9 protein-coding genes are annotated in these 16,238 nt (G+C 72.1%); 5 read left to right on the top strand and 4 right to left on the bottom strand.

Going from position 1 to position 16,238, the window contains the following annotated elements:
* Nucleotides 1–13 precede the first annotated feature (13 nt).
* Nucleotides 14–715, bottom strand: a complete 702-nt coding sequence (locus WMF33_RS05635; RefSeq protein WP_437336173.1) for a hypothetical protein — start codon at nucleotides 713–715, stop codon at nucleotides 14–16.
* Here WMF33_RS05635 and WMF33_RS05630 point away from each other — a divergent pair.
* A complete protein-coding gene (locus tag WMF33_RS05630; RefSeq protein ID WP_437336172.1) occupies nucleotides 696–1,016 on the top strand; it encodes a hypothetical protein in 321 nt (106 codons plus the stop codon). The two genes, WMF33_RS05635 and WMF33_RS05630, sit on opposite strands and share 20 nt — an antisense overlap.
* A gap of 69 nt (nucleotides 1,017–1,085) precedes the next feature.
* Here the strand turns inward: WMF33_RS05630 and WMF33_RS05625 are convergent, their stop codons facing one another.
* Nucleotides 1,086–1,220, bottom strand: coding sequence for a hypothetical protein (locus tag WMF33_RS05625; protein ID WP_437336171.1), 135 nt, complete (start codon nucleotides 1,218–1,220; stop codon nucleotides 1,086–1,088).
* An 823-nt stretch (nucleotides 1,221–2,043) separates the two neighbouring features.
* Here WMF33_RS05625 and WMF33_RS05620 point away from each other — a divergent pair.
* Entirely contained in the window at nucleotides 2,044–3,492 is a 1,449-nt protein-coding gene (locus WMF33_RS05620; RefSeq protein ID WP_437336170.1) for a glucose/sorbosone family PQQ-dependent dehydrogenase, read from the top strand.
* Between the two features lie 245 nt (nucleotides 3,493–3,737).
* Nucleotides 3,738–9,743, top strand: coding sequence for an AAA family ATPase (locus WMF33_RS05615; RefSeq protein WP_437336169.1), 6,006 nt, complete (start codon nucleotides 3,738–3,740; stop codon nucleotides 9,741–9,743).
* 99 nt (nucleotides 9,744–9,842) lie between these two features.
* Here the strand turns inward: WMF33_RS05615 and WMF33_RS05610 are convergent, their stop codons facing one another.
* The gene (locus WMF33_RS05610; RefSeq protein ID WP_437336168.1) at nucleotides 9,843–12,899 is read right to left on the bottom strand and encodes a carboxypeptidase regulatory-like domain-containing protein; all 3,057 of its coding nucleotides are present in this window, start codon (nucleotides 12,897–12,899) and stop codon (nucleotides 9,843–9,845) included.
* Nucleotides 12,900–13,122: 223 nt separating this feature from the next.
* On the opposite strand from WMF33_RS05610, the gene WMF33_RS05605 reads away from it, so the two are divergent.
* Entirely contained in the window at nucleotides 13,123–13,767 is a 645-nt protein-coding gene (locus WMF33_RS05605) for a TetR/AcrR family transcriptional regulator (RefSeq protein ID WP_437336167.1), read from the top strand.
* Nucleotides 13,768–14,252: 485 nt separating this feature from the next.
* Here WMF33_RS05605 and WMF33_RS05600 read toward each other — a convergent pair whose 3' ends face one another.
* On the bottom strand, nucleotides 14,253–14,786 hold the full coding sequence (locus tag WMF33_RS05600; RefSeq protein WP_437336166.1) for a hypothetical protein: 534 nt from the start codon (nucleotides 14,784–14,786) through the stop codon (nucleotides 14,253–14,255).
* Nucleotides 14,787–14,894: 108 nt separating this feature from the next.
* Between WMF33_RS05600 and WMF33_RS05595 the strand changes: the two genes are divergently transcribed.
* A complete protein-coding gene (locus tag WMF33_RS05595) occupies nucleotides 14,895–16,157 on the top strand; it encodes a lamin tail domain-containing protein (protein ID WP_437336165.1) in 1,263 nt (420 codons plus the stop codon).
* Nucleotides 16,158–16,238 lie beyond the last annotated feature (81 nt).

Here is a 16,238-nt window from a genome sequence, read left to right as displayed (position 1 = left end):
GGGCGCGCCGGCGTCAGGGCGTCAGCGCAAAGCAGTAGATCCCGCCGTAACCGCCGCCGGCGCCGACGCTGGTCGAGCCCTGCTGCGGTCCCCCCGCGTCCACGAGGTTGACGCCCGGGGTGCACCCGGGCGCTTCGTGGGCCGACATCCAGTGGGCCATGTTGATGCCGCCCGGGCCGCCGCCGCCGAAGTTCCTCGGCCACGAGTGCCCGAGACGCGGTTTCGAGTTCCTGTCCGCTACGGCGCTCGTCCAATCGCTGCACGTGGCCGTCGGGCCATAGAGCCGCCCCTCCGCGTTGCTCCCGGTCAACGTGTCGTGGTTGTCCACCTCGGGCTGGCTCGGCTCTGGCTGGTGGTTGGGGACGCCGTCCTCGTTCGGCAGATCGTCGGCGACCGCCTCGTCGGCCCCGGAGGGGCGCTCGTTCAAGAGCTCTTCCTTGTTGTTGGCGACCAGCCGGCCGAGGCGGTCGTACCAGGGCCCCTCGCCGATCCGATCGATCGCGTCGGCCTGCTTGCCGTCCTCGCCTGCCGCGGCGCTCAGGAACGCGCGCCACGTCTTGCCCCCCGCGCCCGGCAGGCTCTTCTCGGCGATCGTCGCGCAGATCTTGTCCGCGCCGCGGAGGCCGGCGCCCGGGCCGGTCTCCCCGAAGCGGAGATCGCCCCCGAAGCCGTCCTGGGAGCCCGACAGCTCCCGCATGGCGGCGAGGCTGGTCACGAAGAAGCTAAACTTTTCGGTCGTCCCGCCGCCGGTGGACGCGGTGGTGGTGCCGCCTCCGGTGGTCGCGGTGGTGCTGCCGCCGCCGGTGGTCGCGGTGGTGCTGCCGCCGCCGGTGGTCGCGGTGGTGCCGCCGCCGCCGGTGGTCGCGGTGGTGCTGCCGCCGCCGGTGGTCGCGGAGCCGCCGGAGCTCGACGACGCGCCGGTCGCTCCGTCGCTCGAGGACCCGGTGTCCGAGCCGGAGCAGCCGAGCGCGGGAGAGAGCAGCGCCAGGGTGAGGGGGAGCAAGGAGAGGGGATAAGCGCGTTTCATGGTCTCGTTTCCTTGTCTTGGTAAGCTGGACTGTCGGTCGCGCCGCGATCGGCGAGGCTCACTGGCAGGTGAGATCGGGCTGGCAGGTCTGGCCGTCGGGGCACGTTGCGCTGTCGTTGCAGGAGGTGAGCCCCGCGCTCTCCACCGGTCGCTCGACCTGCGACGAGACGACCAGATCGACGAGCGGGCTCACGCCTTGGCCTCCACGCCGGCGCGGCCTCCGCACCAAGGGGAGAATTTTACAATTCCCAGGCGTTTTCTGCGACATCTCGATGACGAAGTGGAGGTGTCGCAGGAACGGGCGTCAATCTTTTTTATGGGCGCCGCGCCCGCGCGTTCGAGGCGCGGCGCTTCGCCCGCGAGGCCATGGGGTCTCCCGTGCGACGTGGGACGGGGCTCCGTCCCAGATCAGGTGCACGCGTCGCGCGTTGCAGCACTCGTGGCGTAACGGGCAGGATCGCGCGCAGGCGCTCGTTATCGTTCCGGTCGGGGCCCCCATCGAAACGATTGAGATTTCTGCCGTGGCGCCTCGGCGCCGGAGAGGTCCTCACGGCGCCTCGTCGATTCATCTCTTCGCGTGCGAGCATCGCTATCGTGCGCTCGCCGCCAGCGATGGCTCGCTCCGAGGGTCGCCTCCGCGTCGCGCTCCGCGTCGCGCTCCACGTCGCGATCGCGTGACGCGCTGCCCAGAACAGCAACCTCCGTGCCACTGGACTCGTCGTCTCGGCCACGCGCTGTTACTGTACCGGCGTCGTAAATCAACCTTGACAGTGCGGACGACCTCTGCGCTTGCTATAGTAAAGACCTTACCCTAATCGGGGGTCCAACTTACCGGAAGCCATGCGGTCCCCGGTAGATGCCGGAGCTTTGTCCAGCGCGTCCACCGCGCCTGGAGCGGTGGCATTTGGTCGGCAACGTCACTTGAAACGAAACAGTGAGGTAGTCCTATGTCGCTTGTTATCTCACGCGGCCCAGCTGTTTTCCTGGCTCAAGTCGGTTTGCTCGCCACGGCTTCGTTGGCCGTCATCGGGTGCGTCCAGGCGGATCCCCTGGACGAGCCGGTCGAAGCCGACGCCGCTGCCCTCTTCGCCCATGATTTCGACCATGACCATGACCAGGCCGGCGCCGCCGCCGACGACACGTCCTTCACGTCGCGCGAGATCACCCGGGGTTTCGAGTATCCGATGCGGCTCGTCTGGGGGCCGGACGACCACCTGTGGTTGACCGAGCGCACCGGAAAGCGCGTCGTGCGCGTGAGGCCGGAGGACGGCGTGCGGACCACGGTGATCACCATCTCGGAGGTGTACCAGGCGGGGGGCCAGGACGGCCTCCTGGCCCTGGCGCTGCACCCGGATCTGCTGAAGGGCAAGGGGAGAGACTACGTGTACGTCTCGTACACCTATGACGCCGATCCCGGCACGGCGGTGGACCTCAGGACGAAGATCCGCCGCTACACGTACGACCCGGCGACCGAGACGCTGGGGAGCCCCTTCGACCTGATCAAGGGCCTGCCGGGGAGCAACGATCACAACTCCGCGCGGCTCCTGTTCGGCCCTGATCAGAAGCTCTATTACACGATCGGCGATCAGGGGAACAACCAGTTCGACAGGAAGTGCCTCCCGATCCGCGCGCAGGCTCTGCCCACGAAGGCCCAGGTCGCGGCGAAGGACTGGTCGACGTACGTCGGCAAGGTCCTGCGCTTGAACCTCGACGGCTCGATCCCGCACGACAACCCGCGGATCGACGGCGTCCGGAGCCATGTCTACTCGTACGGCCACCGCAACCCGCAGGGCCTCACGTTCGGGCGCGGCGGCAAGCTGTATGCAAACGAGCACGGGCCGAAGACCGACGACGAGCTGAACCTCATCAAGCCCGGCAAGAACTACGGCTGGCCTCACGTCGCGGGGTATCAGGACAACCAGGCCTACACGTACGACAACTGGTCGGCCTCGAGCCCGACGCCGTGCGAGGAGCTCGCGTGGAACGACTACCAGGCCCCGCCCTCGGTCCCGCAGCAAGAGGAGAGCGCCTTCAGCCATCCGGACTTCAAGGAGCCGCTCCTCACCTTCTTCACCGTCGAGGACGACTACCAGTTCTTCGATCCGGCGTGCGGGTTCCTCCAGTACATGTGCTGGCCCACGATCGCGCCCTCGTCGCTCCACTACTACCCCACCGGGTGGCACGGCATCCCCGGGTGGGGGAACTCGCTCCTGATGACCAGCCTGAAGAAGGGCGCGCTCTACCGGGTGAAGCTGAGCCCGAACGGGAAATCCGTGGTCGGCGAGCCCGTCGTCCACTTCGACACCACGAACCGCTACCGCGATCTCGCGTGGAGCCCGGACCGCCGGACGCTCTACGTCATCACGGACACCGCCGGAAACACGGGCGGACCGAACGGCGGCGCCACGACGGCCCTGGAGAACCCGGGGGCGCTCCTCGAGTTCAAGTACACCGGCTCGCCCTGAGCCAGCGCCGGAGTCGCGGGCCCTGCGCCGGTGCGGCGCAGGCCCGCGACCGCGCCCGGTCCCGCGCTCGGAGATCCCGCTCGGCCCGCGCCTGGCCCCTCCCCTGCGCGGCCGCGGCTCACGCCAGGCGCTCGAGCTCCAGGGTTCCCGCGGAGCGGCCCCTCGACGATCGCCCCGCTCAAAGCGATGGCGATGCGCGCCGACCATGGCAGCATGCGTCGCACATTCCCCGTCGCACCGCTCCTGTGAACACGATTCCCGTCTGCACCGATCACGGGGCGTCGTCCCGTTATGCCATCGTCGCGGTCCTCCACGAGGGTTCAGACACCCTTCTTTACCGGGCCGTGCGCGAGGACGACGGCCTCCCTGTGGTGCTCAAGGTCCTGCGGCGCGACCACGCCGACGCTCGCGCCCTCGGGCGGCTGCGCCACGAGCGCGAGGTCGCCGCGGCGCTGAGCACGCCGGCCATCGCCAAGGTCTACGCGCTCGGATCGGCCGGCGGCCAGGCGGCGCTGATCCTGGAGGATTTCGGCGGCCGCTCGCTCGAACGGCTCCTCGGAGAGCCGATGCCGCTCGAACGCTTCTTCCCCCTCGCCCTGCGCCTGTCCGACGCGCTCGCCGAGCTGCACCGGCACCACGTCATCCACAAGGACATCAAGCCCCAAAACCTGCTCTACAACGCCGAGACCGGGCAGGTGAAGATCACCGACCTCGGGATCGCCTGCCTCTCGCCCCGGGAGCCCCAGGACGTCGTCCACCACGGGCTCATCGAGGGGACGCTGGCCTACATGGCGCCCGAGCAGACAGGCCGGATGAACCGCTGGATCGACGAGCGAACCGATCTTTACTCCCTCGGCGTCACCTTCCACGAGATGCTGACTGGCACCTTGCCGTTCCGGGCCGGCGATCCCGTCGCGTGGGTCTATTGCCACATTGCGAAGAAGCCGCCGGCGGCGCACGCGATCGTCCCCTCGATTCCCCCGCTCCTGTCCGCGGTCGTGCTCAAGCTGCTCTCCAAGGCCCCCGAGGAGCGCTACCAGAGCGCGCTCGGGCTGCGGCACGACCTGGACGAGTGCTTCGCCCGGTGGCGGGCGAGCGGCGCCATCGAGCGCTTCCCGCTCGGGCAGCGCGACCTCTCGGACCGGTTCCAGGTCCCGCAGCGGCTGTACGGGCGCGAGCGCGAGGTGGAGGCGCTGCTCGCCGTGTTCGAGCGGGTGGTGACGCAGGACCGGCCAGAGCTCGTGCTCGTGTCGGGCTATTCGGGCATCGGCAAGTCGTCGCTCGTCGCCGAGCTGCACCGGCCGGTCGTGAGGGAGCGGGGGTTCTTCCTCTCCGGCAAGTTCGATCAGCTCGAGAGGGAACGCCCGTACCACGCCTTTCTCCAGGCGTTCCGGGGGCTGGTGCAGGAGATCCTGTGCGTGAGCGAGGGGGAGATCGAGCGCTGGAGGCAGCGCCTCCGGGAGGCCCTCGGACCGAACGGCGGGCTGCTCGCCGGCGTGCTCCCCGAGCTCGAGCTGCTCCTCGGCCCGCAGCCGCCCGCGCCGGAGCTCCCCGCGGTCGAGGCCCGGCACCGCGTCCACGCTACGCTCCAGCGCTTCGTCGCGGCGTGCGCGCAGAAGGAGCGCCCGATGGTGCTCTTCCTGGACGATCTGCAATGGGCCGACGCGGCGAGCCTCCAGCTGCTCGATCAGCTCATCACGCACGCCGAGGCCGAGCACCTCCTCTTGATCGGCGCCTGCCGGGACAATGAGGTCGGCCCGGCGCACCCGCTGTCGCTCATGCTGGCCGACGCGCGGAAGCGCGGCGCCGCCATCAGCGACATCGTCCTCGCGCCGCTCTCGACCTCCGACGTCGCCGCGCTCGTCGCCGGGGCGGTCCACGCAGGCGCCGACCGGGTCGAGCCGCTCTCGCGGCTGGTCTACGAGAAGACCGGCGGCAACCCGTTCTTCGTGCTCCAGTTCCTGCTCGCGCTGCACGAAGAGGGGCTCATCGCCTTCGACGCGGGCGAGGCGGCGTGGCGGTGGGACATCGCCGCGATCCGCGACAAGGGCTTCAGCGACAACGTCGTCGACCTGATGGTGGGCAAGCTGAAGCGGCTCTCGGCCTCGACGCAGGACGCGCTCAAGCTCGCCGCGTGCCTCGGCAGCAGCCTCGCCCTCGACACCCTCGCGGTGGTCGCGAACCGCCAGGCGGCGGAGCTCCGCGACGCGCTCGAGGAGGCGGTGCGCGAGGGGCTGCTCCTCCGCCGGAACGGCGACTACCGGTTCCTCCACGACCGCGTGCAGCAGGCCGCCCACGCGCTCATCCCGGCGGCGCAGCGCGCCGAGGTGCACCTCTGCATCGGCCGGCTGCTCCTGAGGGGTCGAAGCGCGGGAGAGCGCGAGGAGACGCTCTTCGACATCGTCGGCCACCTCAACCGCGGCGCCGCGCTCATCCGCTCCCCGGCGGAGCGGGGCGACCTCGCCGCGCTGAACCTCCGCGCCGGCAGGCGAGCCCGGGCCGCGGCGGCCCACGAGTCCGCCGCCGCCCTCTTCGCCGCGGGCATGGCCCTCCTCGGCGAGGATCGCTGGGAGACGCAGTACCAGCTGACCTATGACCTGAGCCTCGAGCGCGCGCGCTCCGCGTACATCACCGGCAGCGTCGAGGAAGCCGAGCGGCTCCTCGAAGAGCTCATGGATCGCGCGAGGACCAAGATCGAGACGGCCGCCGTCGTCGAGCTCGCCGCCGCCGTCTCCCAGACCCGCGGACAATGCGCTCGCGCGGTGGAGATCGGGCTCTCGTGGCTCCGCGCCTGCGACATCGATCTTCCGCTTCACCCCTCGAGCGCGCGGCTCGAAGAGGAGACGAAGAGCGTCTGGCAGGCCCTGCGCGACCGGCCGATCGAGGACCTGATCCGCCTGCCGCCCATGACGCACCCGGAGATCAAGGTCATGATGGACGTGCTGCAGGGGGTGACGGCCCCTGCGATCTTCGTGGACCACGACCTGCACTGTCTGCTCGTCATGCGCATGGTCAAGCTCAGCCTGCACCACGGCAACGCCGAGAGCTCCGCCCTCGCGTACGCCGCGTTCGCGAGGCTGATCGGCCCGAGGTCCGGGCGCTACCAGGAGGCTTACCTGTTCGGCAAGCTCGGCCATGACCTGGCGGACAGGAGCGGCTCTCTCACCACGAAATCGCAGGTGTTCACCCTCTTCGGACAGATGGTCGTCTTCTGGACACGCCACTACAGGGAGACGTATCCGTATACGCGCGCCGGCTTCAGCGCCGCGACCGAGTCCGGCCATCTGAACATGGCTTGCTTCAACGGCATCTGGGCCGCGCTGTTCCCGCTGCTCTCTGGCGAGCCGCTCGAGGACGTGCTCCACGAGGTCGAAGAGCGCCTCGGCTTCGTGCGCAGGGCCGGCTACGCGTTCGCGCACAGCGCCCTCGTCGGCGTCCACGCCATGATCCAGACGCTGCGAGGTCGGCCGGTCGGCTTCCCGGTGCTGGATGGCTCCGATCTGGATCGGCCGGCGTTCGAGGCGCGGCTGGAGGAGGGGGATCTCCAGGGCGCTCGCGGGCTCTATTACAGCCTGGAGGCCCAGGCGCACTTCGTGCTCGGCTCTCCCAGGGAGGCGCTGGCGGCGGCGACCCGCGTGACGGTCGAGCACCCCTGGAGGACCGAGCCGTACGCGCTCATCGCCGAGAACGTCTATTACCTCGCGCTCTCGCTGGCGACCCTCGGCGGCGAGGCGCAGCCGTCCCCGCTCGGGGCGCTCCCCGCGCAGCTCCTCGACTGCGAGCGGCAGCTCGGCGAGTGGGCGAGGAGCTGCCCCGACAATTTCCTCCACAAGCACGCGCTGGTCCGCGCCGAAATCGCCCGGCTCCGAGGGCACGACCCGGAGGCCGCCCGGCTCTACGAGCAGGCCATCGCGTCGGCGCGGGAGGGCGGCTTCGTCCAGCACGAGGCCATCGCCTGCGAGCTCGCCGCGGGGTTCTACCGCGCGCGCGGCCTGTCCATACCCGAGGGCGCCTACCTGCAAAAGGCCCGCGCTGGCTTCTTTCGCTGGGGCGCCCACGCCAAGGTGGAGCAGCTCGACCAGCGCTATTCCCACCTCGTCGACCGCAAGCCGATCGCGCCCACCGTCACCTTCGCCGTGCGGGCCGAGCAGTTCGACGTCCTGTCCGTGGTCAAGGCCTCGCAGCGCATCTCCGGCGAGCTCAAGCTCCCGCGCCTGCTCGAGATGCTGCTGCGCATCGTGGTCGAGCACGCGGGCGCCGAGGTGGGATGCGTGGTCCTGGTCCGGGGTGAACACGCGTGGACCGCGGCGATCGAGGCGCCGAGCGGCGCGGTGCGGCTGCTCGGCGCCGACGAGGCGTCTTCGGCCGCGCTGCCGCAGTCGGTCTTCAACTATGTTCGCCGCAGCCACGAGCGCGTGCTGCTCGACGACGCCGCCGCCCGCCACCCCTTCATGGAGGACGAGTATTTCAGGCGCAGGCGCCCGAGATCGGTGCTGTGCCTCCCGATCGTGCGCCAGGACCGGCTGCTCGGCCTGCTCTATCTGGAGAATAACCTCGTCACCGGCGCCTTCACCCCCGGGCGGCTCAGCGTCATCGAGCTGCTCGCCTCGCAGTCGGCGATCTCGCTGGAGAACGCCCTGCTCTATGCCGAGCTGGAGCAGGAGAACGCCGAGCGACGGCGGGCCGAACAGGCGCTGAAGACCAACCAGCAGATCCTCCAGGCCATCATCGACAACTCACCGGCGTCCATCTACGTCAAGGATCACCGAGGCCGGCATCTGCTCGCCAACCGGCGCGTGAGCAACACCTTGCGCCTGCCGCCCGAGCAGATCGTCGGCAAGACGATCGCCGATGTGTTCGCCGCTCCGCTCGCCGCGGCCATCGAAGACCACGACCGGCGGGTGCTCGCTGCGGGCGTGCCGATGGAGTGGGAGGAGGAGGTGCCGCTGGAGGACGGGCTGCACACCTTCCTGTCGGTCAAGTTCCCTCTCGGCGAGGGGCCGACGCCCTCCGCGCTCTGCGGCATCTCCACCGACATCACGGAGCGCAAGCGCGCCGAGCGGGCCGAGCGCTTCCTGGCCGAGGCGAGCCGCAGGCTGATGGCCCTCGGCTACAGCGCGACCCTCGAGAGCGTGGCGCAGCTCGCGGTGCCCGAGCTGGCCGACCAGTGCGTCATCGAGGTCGACCTCGCCCGCGGCGGCCTGGGACACACGGTGACCGCAGGGGTGCCCGCCGAGCTGGCCGACGCGGTCGTGGACGCGCTGCGGCCCCTGGCAGCGGCGTCGCTCGACCGGCCCGAGGTGGGCGACCTCCGCGCCGCGCCCCGGCTCCAGCAGCTCGATCTCCACGCGTTCCTCCGGGTCCCGCTGGTCGCGCGCGACCGGTGCTTCGGGGTCATGACCCTGCTCTCGACCACGCCCCGGCGCCGCTACGGCCCAGCCGACCTGCGGCTGGCCGAGGAGCTCGGGTACCGCGCGGCGCTCGCGCTCGACAACGTCCGTCTGTTCGCCGACGCCCAGGAGGCCATCGCGCGGAGGGATGAGTTCCTCGTCGTCGCCTCCCACGAGCTCAAGACGCCGCTGACCTCCCTGCAGCTGCAGGCGCAGCGCGTCGAGCTGCTCTTGCGTCGCCACCAGCGCGCGGAGCTCGCCCCGGAGCGGATCGAGGGGGCGCTCCGCGTCTTCCATCGTCAGCTCGCGCGGCTCGGACACCTCGTGAACGAGCTGCTCGACGTCACGACGCTGAACGCCGGGCGGCTGACGCTCGCGCGGGCGCCCGTCGGTCTCGCGGAGCTGATCCGCGACGTGATCGAGCGGCTGAGCCAGCAGCTCGCCGACGCAGGCTGCCGGACCGAGCTCGATCTGGACGAGCCCGTGATCGGGCGCTGGGATCCGTCTCGCGTGGAGCAGGTCGTGCTCAACCTCCTGTCGAACGCGATGAAATACGGCTCCGGCGGCCCCATTCACGTCAGCGTGCGCCAGCGGGAAGGCCGCGCCCTGCTGGCGGTCCGAGATCACGGGATCGGGATCGCGGAGGCGGATCAGGCCAGGATCTTCGAGCGCTTCGAGCGCGCGGTGTCGGTCTGCAACTTCGGCGGCCTCGGCCTCGGGCTGTATATCGCGCGCTGCATCGTGAGCGCGCATGGCGGATCCATCCGCGTGGAGAGCCAGCCGGGCGCCGGCGCGACGTTCATCGTGGAGCTCCCGCTGAGCCCCACAGAGGCGGACGAGCGCGGCGCCGAGCCGGCCTAGCGCTGCTCTTCGAGCGCCGCTGCGACGGGGAATTCGTTGGACGAATCCCTGTGCCGCCTGCCGAACGGCGCCCGGCGCGCCGCTCCTCGGGCGCAACCGTCACCGCGCGGGTACGCCGGCCGGCAACCCCGGGGGCATCCGCATTTCGCCGGCCGTGATGGAGACGGCCGCCCCGCGCGAGAGCCCGAGCGTCACCTGGGTCCCGGCGGGCACGGTGGAGAGCGGCCGGTAGAGATACGCCATCTTCCCGCGGACATCGTGGCCGTCGACGGACACGATCGCGTCGCCCACCTGGAGGCCCGCCCGCGCGGCGGGCCCTCCGGGGCGCACCTCGCTCACCTCCAGGGTCTGCGCGGGCAGATCCATGGCGAACGCGTCCTTGATCGAGAACCCGAGATCGCCGGGCGGATTCTCCGGCCCGACGCGGCGCTTCGCCATGACGACGCGCCCCACGTCGGTCGCCGCGCCCGGCTGCGCGTCCACCGGGAGCACGGCGATATCGTAGGGTGAGCCCATCGGATCGGACGGCGCACAGACGAGCATGATGGGCCCGGAGGGGGCCTGATTCACCTCGAAGCGCCCCGCCTCGTCCGTGCGGATCTCCTGCTGGAAGCTGCCCGGGCCCACGGACGGCCCCCCCTTGCGAGGATAGACGTTGATCCGCACCCCGGCGATCGGCGCGCCGCCGTCGAGCGACACCACCTGCCCTGTCAACGAGGCGCGCGGCGCGAGCGCGAGCACCACGCCGCTCCGCTGCTCCCCTGGCGCGAGCGCGACGTCCACGGCCGCAGTCCCTTCCTGCGTCTCGGTGGAGAGCTCGTATTTCCCCTCCGGCAGGTCGCTGATCGTGAATGCGCCTCCCGTGAAGGCGAAGGTCTCGGCGCGGAAGAGCGCCGTTTCCCGCTCGAGCGCGCGGACGGTGAACTGCTCGGGGACCTTCCCGGACGGCACGGAGAGGGTGCCCGAGATCGCGCCGGCCGGCTTCAGGGTGAGGGTCACGCTGTCGCCGGTGTGGACGTGCTCGGCGAAGGCCTCGCCCCCTCCCTTGCGGTACGCGTGGACCGTGTAGGTGCCCTGGGGCAGGCTCCCGACGACGAACTTGCCCTCGGGATCGGTGAGCACCGGCGATTGCGCGAAGGCGCCCCACCGCGCCCTGCCCTGGTTGCGCGCCCCCGGCGGGCTCGCGCCCCCGAGCTCGCGCTCGGCGTGGACGAAGGCGTCCGTCACCGGCTCGCCGATGTCGTCCACGACGCGCCCGTGAATCTCGCCGTTCCGGCGCTCCACGACCAGCGTGACGCGCGCGCTCGCCCCCGCCTCCACGCGCGCGGAGACCGCCTGCGGCGCCGCGCCGAGCGCGCCCGGGCCTGGCGGCGGCAGCGCCGGCGGCGCGTCGCTGGCCGAGACCCGGTAATCGCCCGGCGGGAGCCCCCGCATCGCGAAGCTCCCGTCGTCGAGCGATCTCGCCATCCCGCCCGCGGGCGGCCGCATGGGCCCCATCGCCGCGCCCGGCGCCCCCATGTCCGGCGGAGTCCCCAGGATCGAGACGTTCACGCCCGCAACGGGCTTCCGGTCCTCGTCGACGACGATCCCCTCGATCGCGCCCCCGCGGTCGACAACGATCGTCACCTCGGGGGCACGCTCGTCGCGGAGCTCGACCTCGACGGGCGCGGGCTCGGCGTGGCTCACCGGGCGCGTCATGATCATGTACTTCGCGGGCGCGAGCCCCTTCAGCGCGAAGGTCCCGTCGGCCTCGGTCCGGGCGGCCGCTCCGGTGGCGCCTCGGGCTCCCATCATCGCGGGCGCGTACGCGTGCACGGCGGCGAGGACCGGGTTCTGGTCGCGGTCCACGACCCGGCCGCGGATCGCCAGGCCGGCGCGCACGGTCCACACGAGGTCTTCGATGTCGGCGTCCCCCACCTCCACGACCGGGTAGGTCGGCTCTGCGACGTGGTCGGCGCAGGCCACGAGCACCTCGTAGGAGCCGCGGAGCACGGCGTCGAAGAGCACCGAGCCGTCGGCCTCGATGGCGGCGCTCTGGATCCCGGCCTGCCCCGGGCTCAGCAGGGCGACGTTGCCGCGCTTGCAGGGCGCGCCGTCCAGCGCGACGTCCACGCGGCCCGCGACGACGCGCGCGGGGTGGACCTCGATCACCACCTCGCGCGAGGTCTGGCCCAGGCCGAGGAGCACGCTCTCGCGCGCCTGGCCGAGCTTGCCGAGCGCGCGGGCGACCAGCCGGTAGCGCCCCGGCGCGAGCCGATCGACGCGGAAGCGGCCCTCCGCGTCGCTGCGCGCCGCGGGCATACCGTGCATCGGCCCCCACGCCCCCTCGCTGTCGAGGGAGATCGTCGCCCCCTCGACCGGCGTCCCGGTGCCTGCCTCGACGACCCGCCCGACGAGCGCGGACGCCGGCGTCAGCAGGAGCTTGAGCGAAGGCCCCGGCGCCACGCCGTCCCTGAACGCCTCGGCGTAGCCGTCGGCCAGAGCGCGCGCGAAGTAGGGCCCCTCGTCGATCCACGCGGCGTAGCGGCCCTGGGCGTCGGATCTCGCCACCACCGAGCCCATCCCTGGCTCGAGCCAGTCGAGCGTGACCAGCGCGCCGGAGATGGCGCCGCCGCCGATGTCCTCGACCTGCCCCCGGACCTCGACCCCGCCGGCCGGGAGGACCAGATCGACGCCGGCGCGCGCCTCGCCGGCGCCGAGCTCGACGAACGGTGTGCGGGCGGCGTCGGTCGAGGCGTAGCGCGCCGGGCGGTGATGCGGCGCCGAGGCGGTGATCGTCCAGCGCGCGGGCGGCAAGCCGGAGAGCGCGTAGCGGCCGTCCTCCGCGGAGGGCGCGCACACCGGCTCGCGCGCCTCCGCGGGCGGCGGCGCGCCCGGCGCGGCCGGCTCGACGGCGGCGCAGACCAGGGCGCCGGCGACCGGCGCGCCCGCGGGCTCGGCGACGCGGCCGGCGATGCTCCCGGGCTCGCGCGGCTTTGGCTCGGTGGCGCGCCGGCGCGCCTTTCCCGCGGCCGGCGCCGCGCTCGCGGGCGGAGGCGCGGCGCTGCTCGGCGGCGCCGGGGTGGAGCGGGAGCAGGAGGAGCGGACGAGGAGAACCAGGAAGGCGAGCCAGAGCACGCCGAGCACGCCCATCGTCTTGGTCCAAGGTCGTTTCATCGAGCTTTCTCCGGGGCGGTCGCGAGGGCCGCCAGGGTAGGGCACGGGAAGCGAGCGGAGCACGAAGAGCACGTCGCCGGCGCGGAGGCTCCTTCGTGATGCCGTCCACGCGCACCGCCGCGGCGTCGCGGGGGCTGCGGAACGCTCGCTGCGGCGCCTCGTCGTCGATACCGTTTGTCAGGGGCGGAGCGCTGGCGCACGATTCGACCGAGGCAGGGACGACGTGAAGTCATCGGCGAGAGCAGAGAAGCCCGAAGCGCAGGGGCCTGCGGCGCGGGGCGTGCGCGCCGACGCCCAGCGCAACCTCGACGCGCTGCTCGAGGCGGCCAAGGCCGTCTTCGGCGACAAGGGCGTGGACGCGCCCGTGCGTGAGATCGCCGCGCGGGCCGGCGTCGGCGTCGCGACCGTCTACCGTCACTTCCCGCAGCGCTCCGACCTTGTCGCGGCGGTGTTTCGACGCGAGGTCGACGCATGCGCCGCCGCCGCCCCCGCGCTTTCGCGCGAGCACGAGCCGGTCGAGGCGCTGGCGCGTTGGCTTCGCCGATACACGAGCTTCATCGCGACGAAGCGCGGGCTCGCCGCGGCCCTGCACTCCGGAGACCCTGCCTTCGACGCCCTGCCGGAGTACTTCCGGCAGCACCTCGAGCCGGCCCTCCAGTCGCTGCTCGACGCGGCGGTGAGCGCGGGTCAGGTCCGCGCCGACGTCGAGCCGTACGAGCTGTTGCGCGCGGTCGGCAACCTCTGCATCGCCACCGGCGAGGACGGAGCTCTCCACGGTCGGCGCATGGTCGACCTGCTGATCGACGGGCTGCGCTACGGCGCCCCGGGGGCGGGTCTCGCTCCGGGAGAGCGACGCCGCGCGCGCTGAAGAGGCGCGACGACGTTCTGCGCCAGCCGTGGCGCCTGGGGAGCGGCGGCGACGCCGAACACGTTGGTATCGAACACCGCGCGCGGCGCATCGAGGGATGCGTTGCTCACGAGGGGCGACTTGGCGTGGTCGTTGAGGCTCCCGTTGATTTCGGACTAGCCCGACGCCAATGCGCGCTCTCTTGTGCGCGAGTTGCTCCGGGTCCGGTCACGCGCACGCGCACGCGGGTGGTGGCCGGATTTGAACATGAAGGCGGGAAGGCGGGAAGGAAACATCAATGATCTTCCTGCCTTCCCGCCTTCATGGGAATCGCTCCGGGGCAAATGGGGCCACCACCCGCACGCGCACGGGAGACGGGGGGTCCGAGGCTCGCGACGGAACGGGCGTAAGGCAGAATACGCGACTTTCGCGCACATGGGCTCCCAATGCCTCAGATGGGGACCTCGCCCACGATCAGGGTATCTGCCGCGCTCGTCTTCATGCTCTCATGAAAGGAACCAAGAAAGGTCCGGTGTAACGAGATGCGCGTGTTGTCTTCCTTGACCGTGGGGCACCTGCTCCTGCGGCTCTCCTTGCTCCTGTCCGCCGTCGCCGGAACCGCCTGCGGCGCCGATTCGCCGCCGGTGGAAGGGGAAGACCTCCCGTCGTCGGCATCGTCCGGTGGGGAGGGCGGCACCGCGGGCGCCGGCGGGCTGGGCGGCGGCGGCGATGCCAGCGGCGGGGGCGGCGCCGGCGGGCTGGGCGGCGGCGGCGGCCAAGGCGGCCAGGGTGGCGCCGGTGGTCAAGGCGGAGACGGCGGCCAGGGCGGCGCCGGCGGCCACGGCGGCCAAGGCGGCCAAGGCGGCACCGGCGGCCAGGGCGGCCAAGGCGGCCAAGGCGGCCAAGGCGGCCAAGGCGGCACCGGCGGCCAGGGTGGCGCCGGTGGCCAAGGCGGCGCCGGCGGCCAGGGTGGCGCCGGTGGCCAAGGCGGCGCCGGCGGCCAGGGTGGCGCCGGTGGCCAGGGTGGCGCCGGTGGCCAAGGCGCTGGCGGCGAGGCCGGCTCCGGTGGCTCCGGCGGCGAGGCCGGCTCCGGTGGCTCCGGTGGCTCCGGCGGCGGCGAGGACCTCCCCCCGGTGCGCGTCCGGCTCATGGCCGCGAATCTCACGAGCGGAACGCGCCAGAGCTACGACCCCGGCCACGGCCAGCGCATCATGCAGGGGGTCAGCCCGGATATCGTCCTGCTCCAGGAGCTCAACTACGGCACCAACGGCGCGGACGCGCTCCGCTCCTTCGTCGACGACACCTTCGGCAGCGCGTTCAGCTACTACCGCGAAGCGGGCGCGCAGATCCCGAACGGCATCGTGAGCCGGTATCCGATCCTCGAAGCCGGCGAGTGGGAGGACAGCGAGGCGCCCAACCGGGACTTCGCCTGGGCGCGCATCGACATCCCCGGGCCGATCGACCTCTGGGCCGTCAGCGTGCACTTCCTGACCGCCAGTTCGAGCGTGCGCCAGGCCGAGGCGCGGCAGCTCGTCGAGCGCCTCCGCGAGCGCGTGCCCGAGGGCGATTACCTGGTCATCGGCGGCGACTTCAACACCGATAGCCGGACAGAGCCGTGCATCTCGGCCCTGTCGGATGTCGTCGTCACGTCCAGCCCCTACCCCGCCGACAGGAACGGCGACACCGATACGAACGCCGGCAGGAGCAAGCCGTACGACTGGGTGCTCGTCGACACCGACCTGGATGCGCACGAGACCGCCGTCGTGATCGGCGAGAGCAGCTTCGCGAACGGCCTCGTGGCGGACACCCGCGTCTACACGCCGATCGCGGAGCTCAGCCCCGCCCTCGCGACCGACAGCGGCGCCGAGCAGATGCAGCACATGGGCGTCGTGCGCGACTTCTTGATCCCCGTGGACGCGTCCCCCGTCGATCCGACGCCGGGCACGGCCGCCGTCTTCCTCAACGAGATCCTCGCCAACGAGCCCGCGAGCGTCACGGCCAGCGAGTTCGTCGAGATCGTGAACCTCGGCGCGTCGGCCGCCGACCTCGGCGGGTGGACGCTCTCCGACCGCGTGTCGGTGCGGCACACCTTCGCCGCCGGGACGACGCTCGCGCCCGACGCGGCCATCGTGGTGTACGGCGGCGCGACCGCCGTACCCCCCGGCGCGAGCTGGGCCGTGGCCGCGTCCACGGGGCGCCTCGAGCTCTCCAACGCGGGCGACACCGTGACGCTCAAGGACGCGTCCGGCGCCACCGTGGACGCGATGACGTACGACGCGACCCTCTCCATCGACGGCGTCTCGATGAACCGCGACCCCGACGCCACCCCGGGAGAGCCCTTCGCGCTGCACACCGCCCTCGCCGCGAGCGACAGCTCACCGGGCACGCGCGTGGACGGCTCGCCGTTCTGAGCCGCGGCGGCCCGCCGGGCGCCGCCCCCCGCCGCGCCCGGCGGGCCGCCGCGCCCGGCGGGCGGCCGCCGCGACGCCGCG

Source organism: Sorangium sp. So ce394 (genome assembly GCF_051474665.1).
GTDB classification, from domain to species: Bacteria; Myxococcota_A; Polyangia; order Polyangiales; family Polyangiaceae; genus Sorangium; species Sorangium cellulosum_D.
The sequence above is the reverse complement of the archived record's forward strand: the minus strand, read 5'-3'. Positions and strand labels throughout refer to the sequence as shown.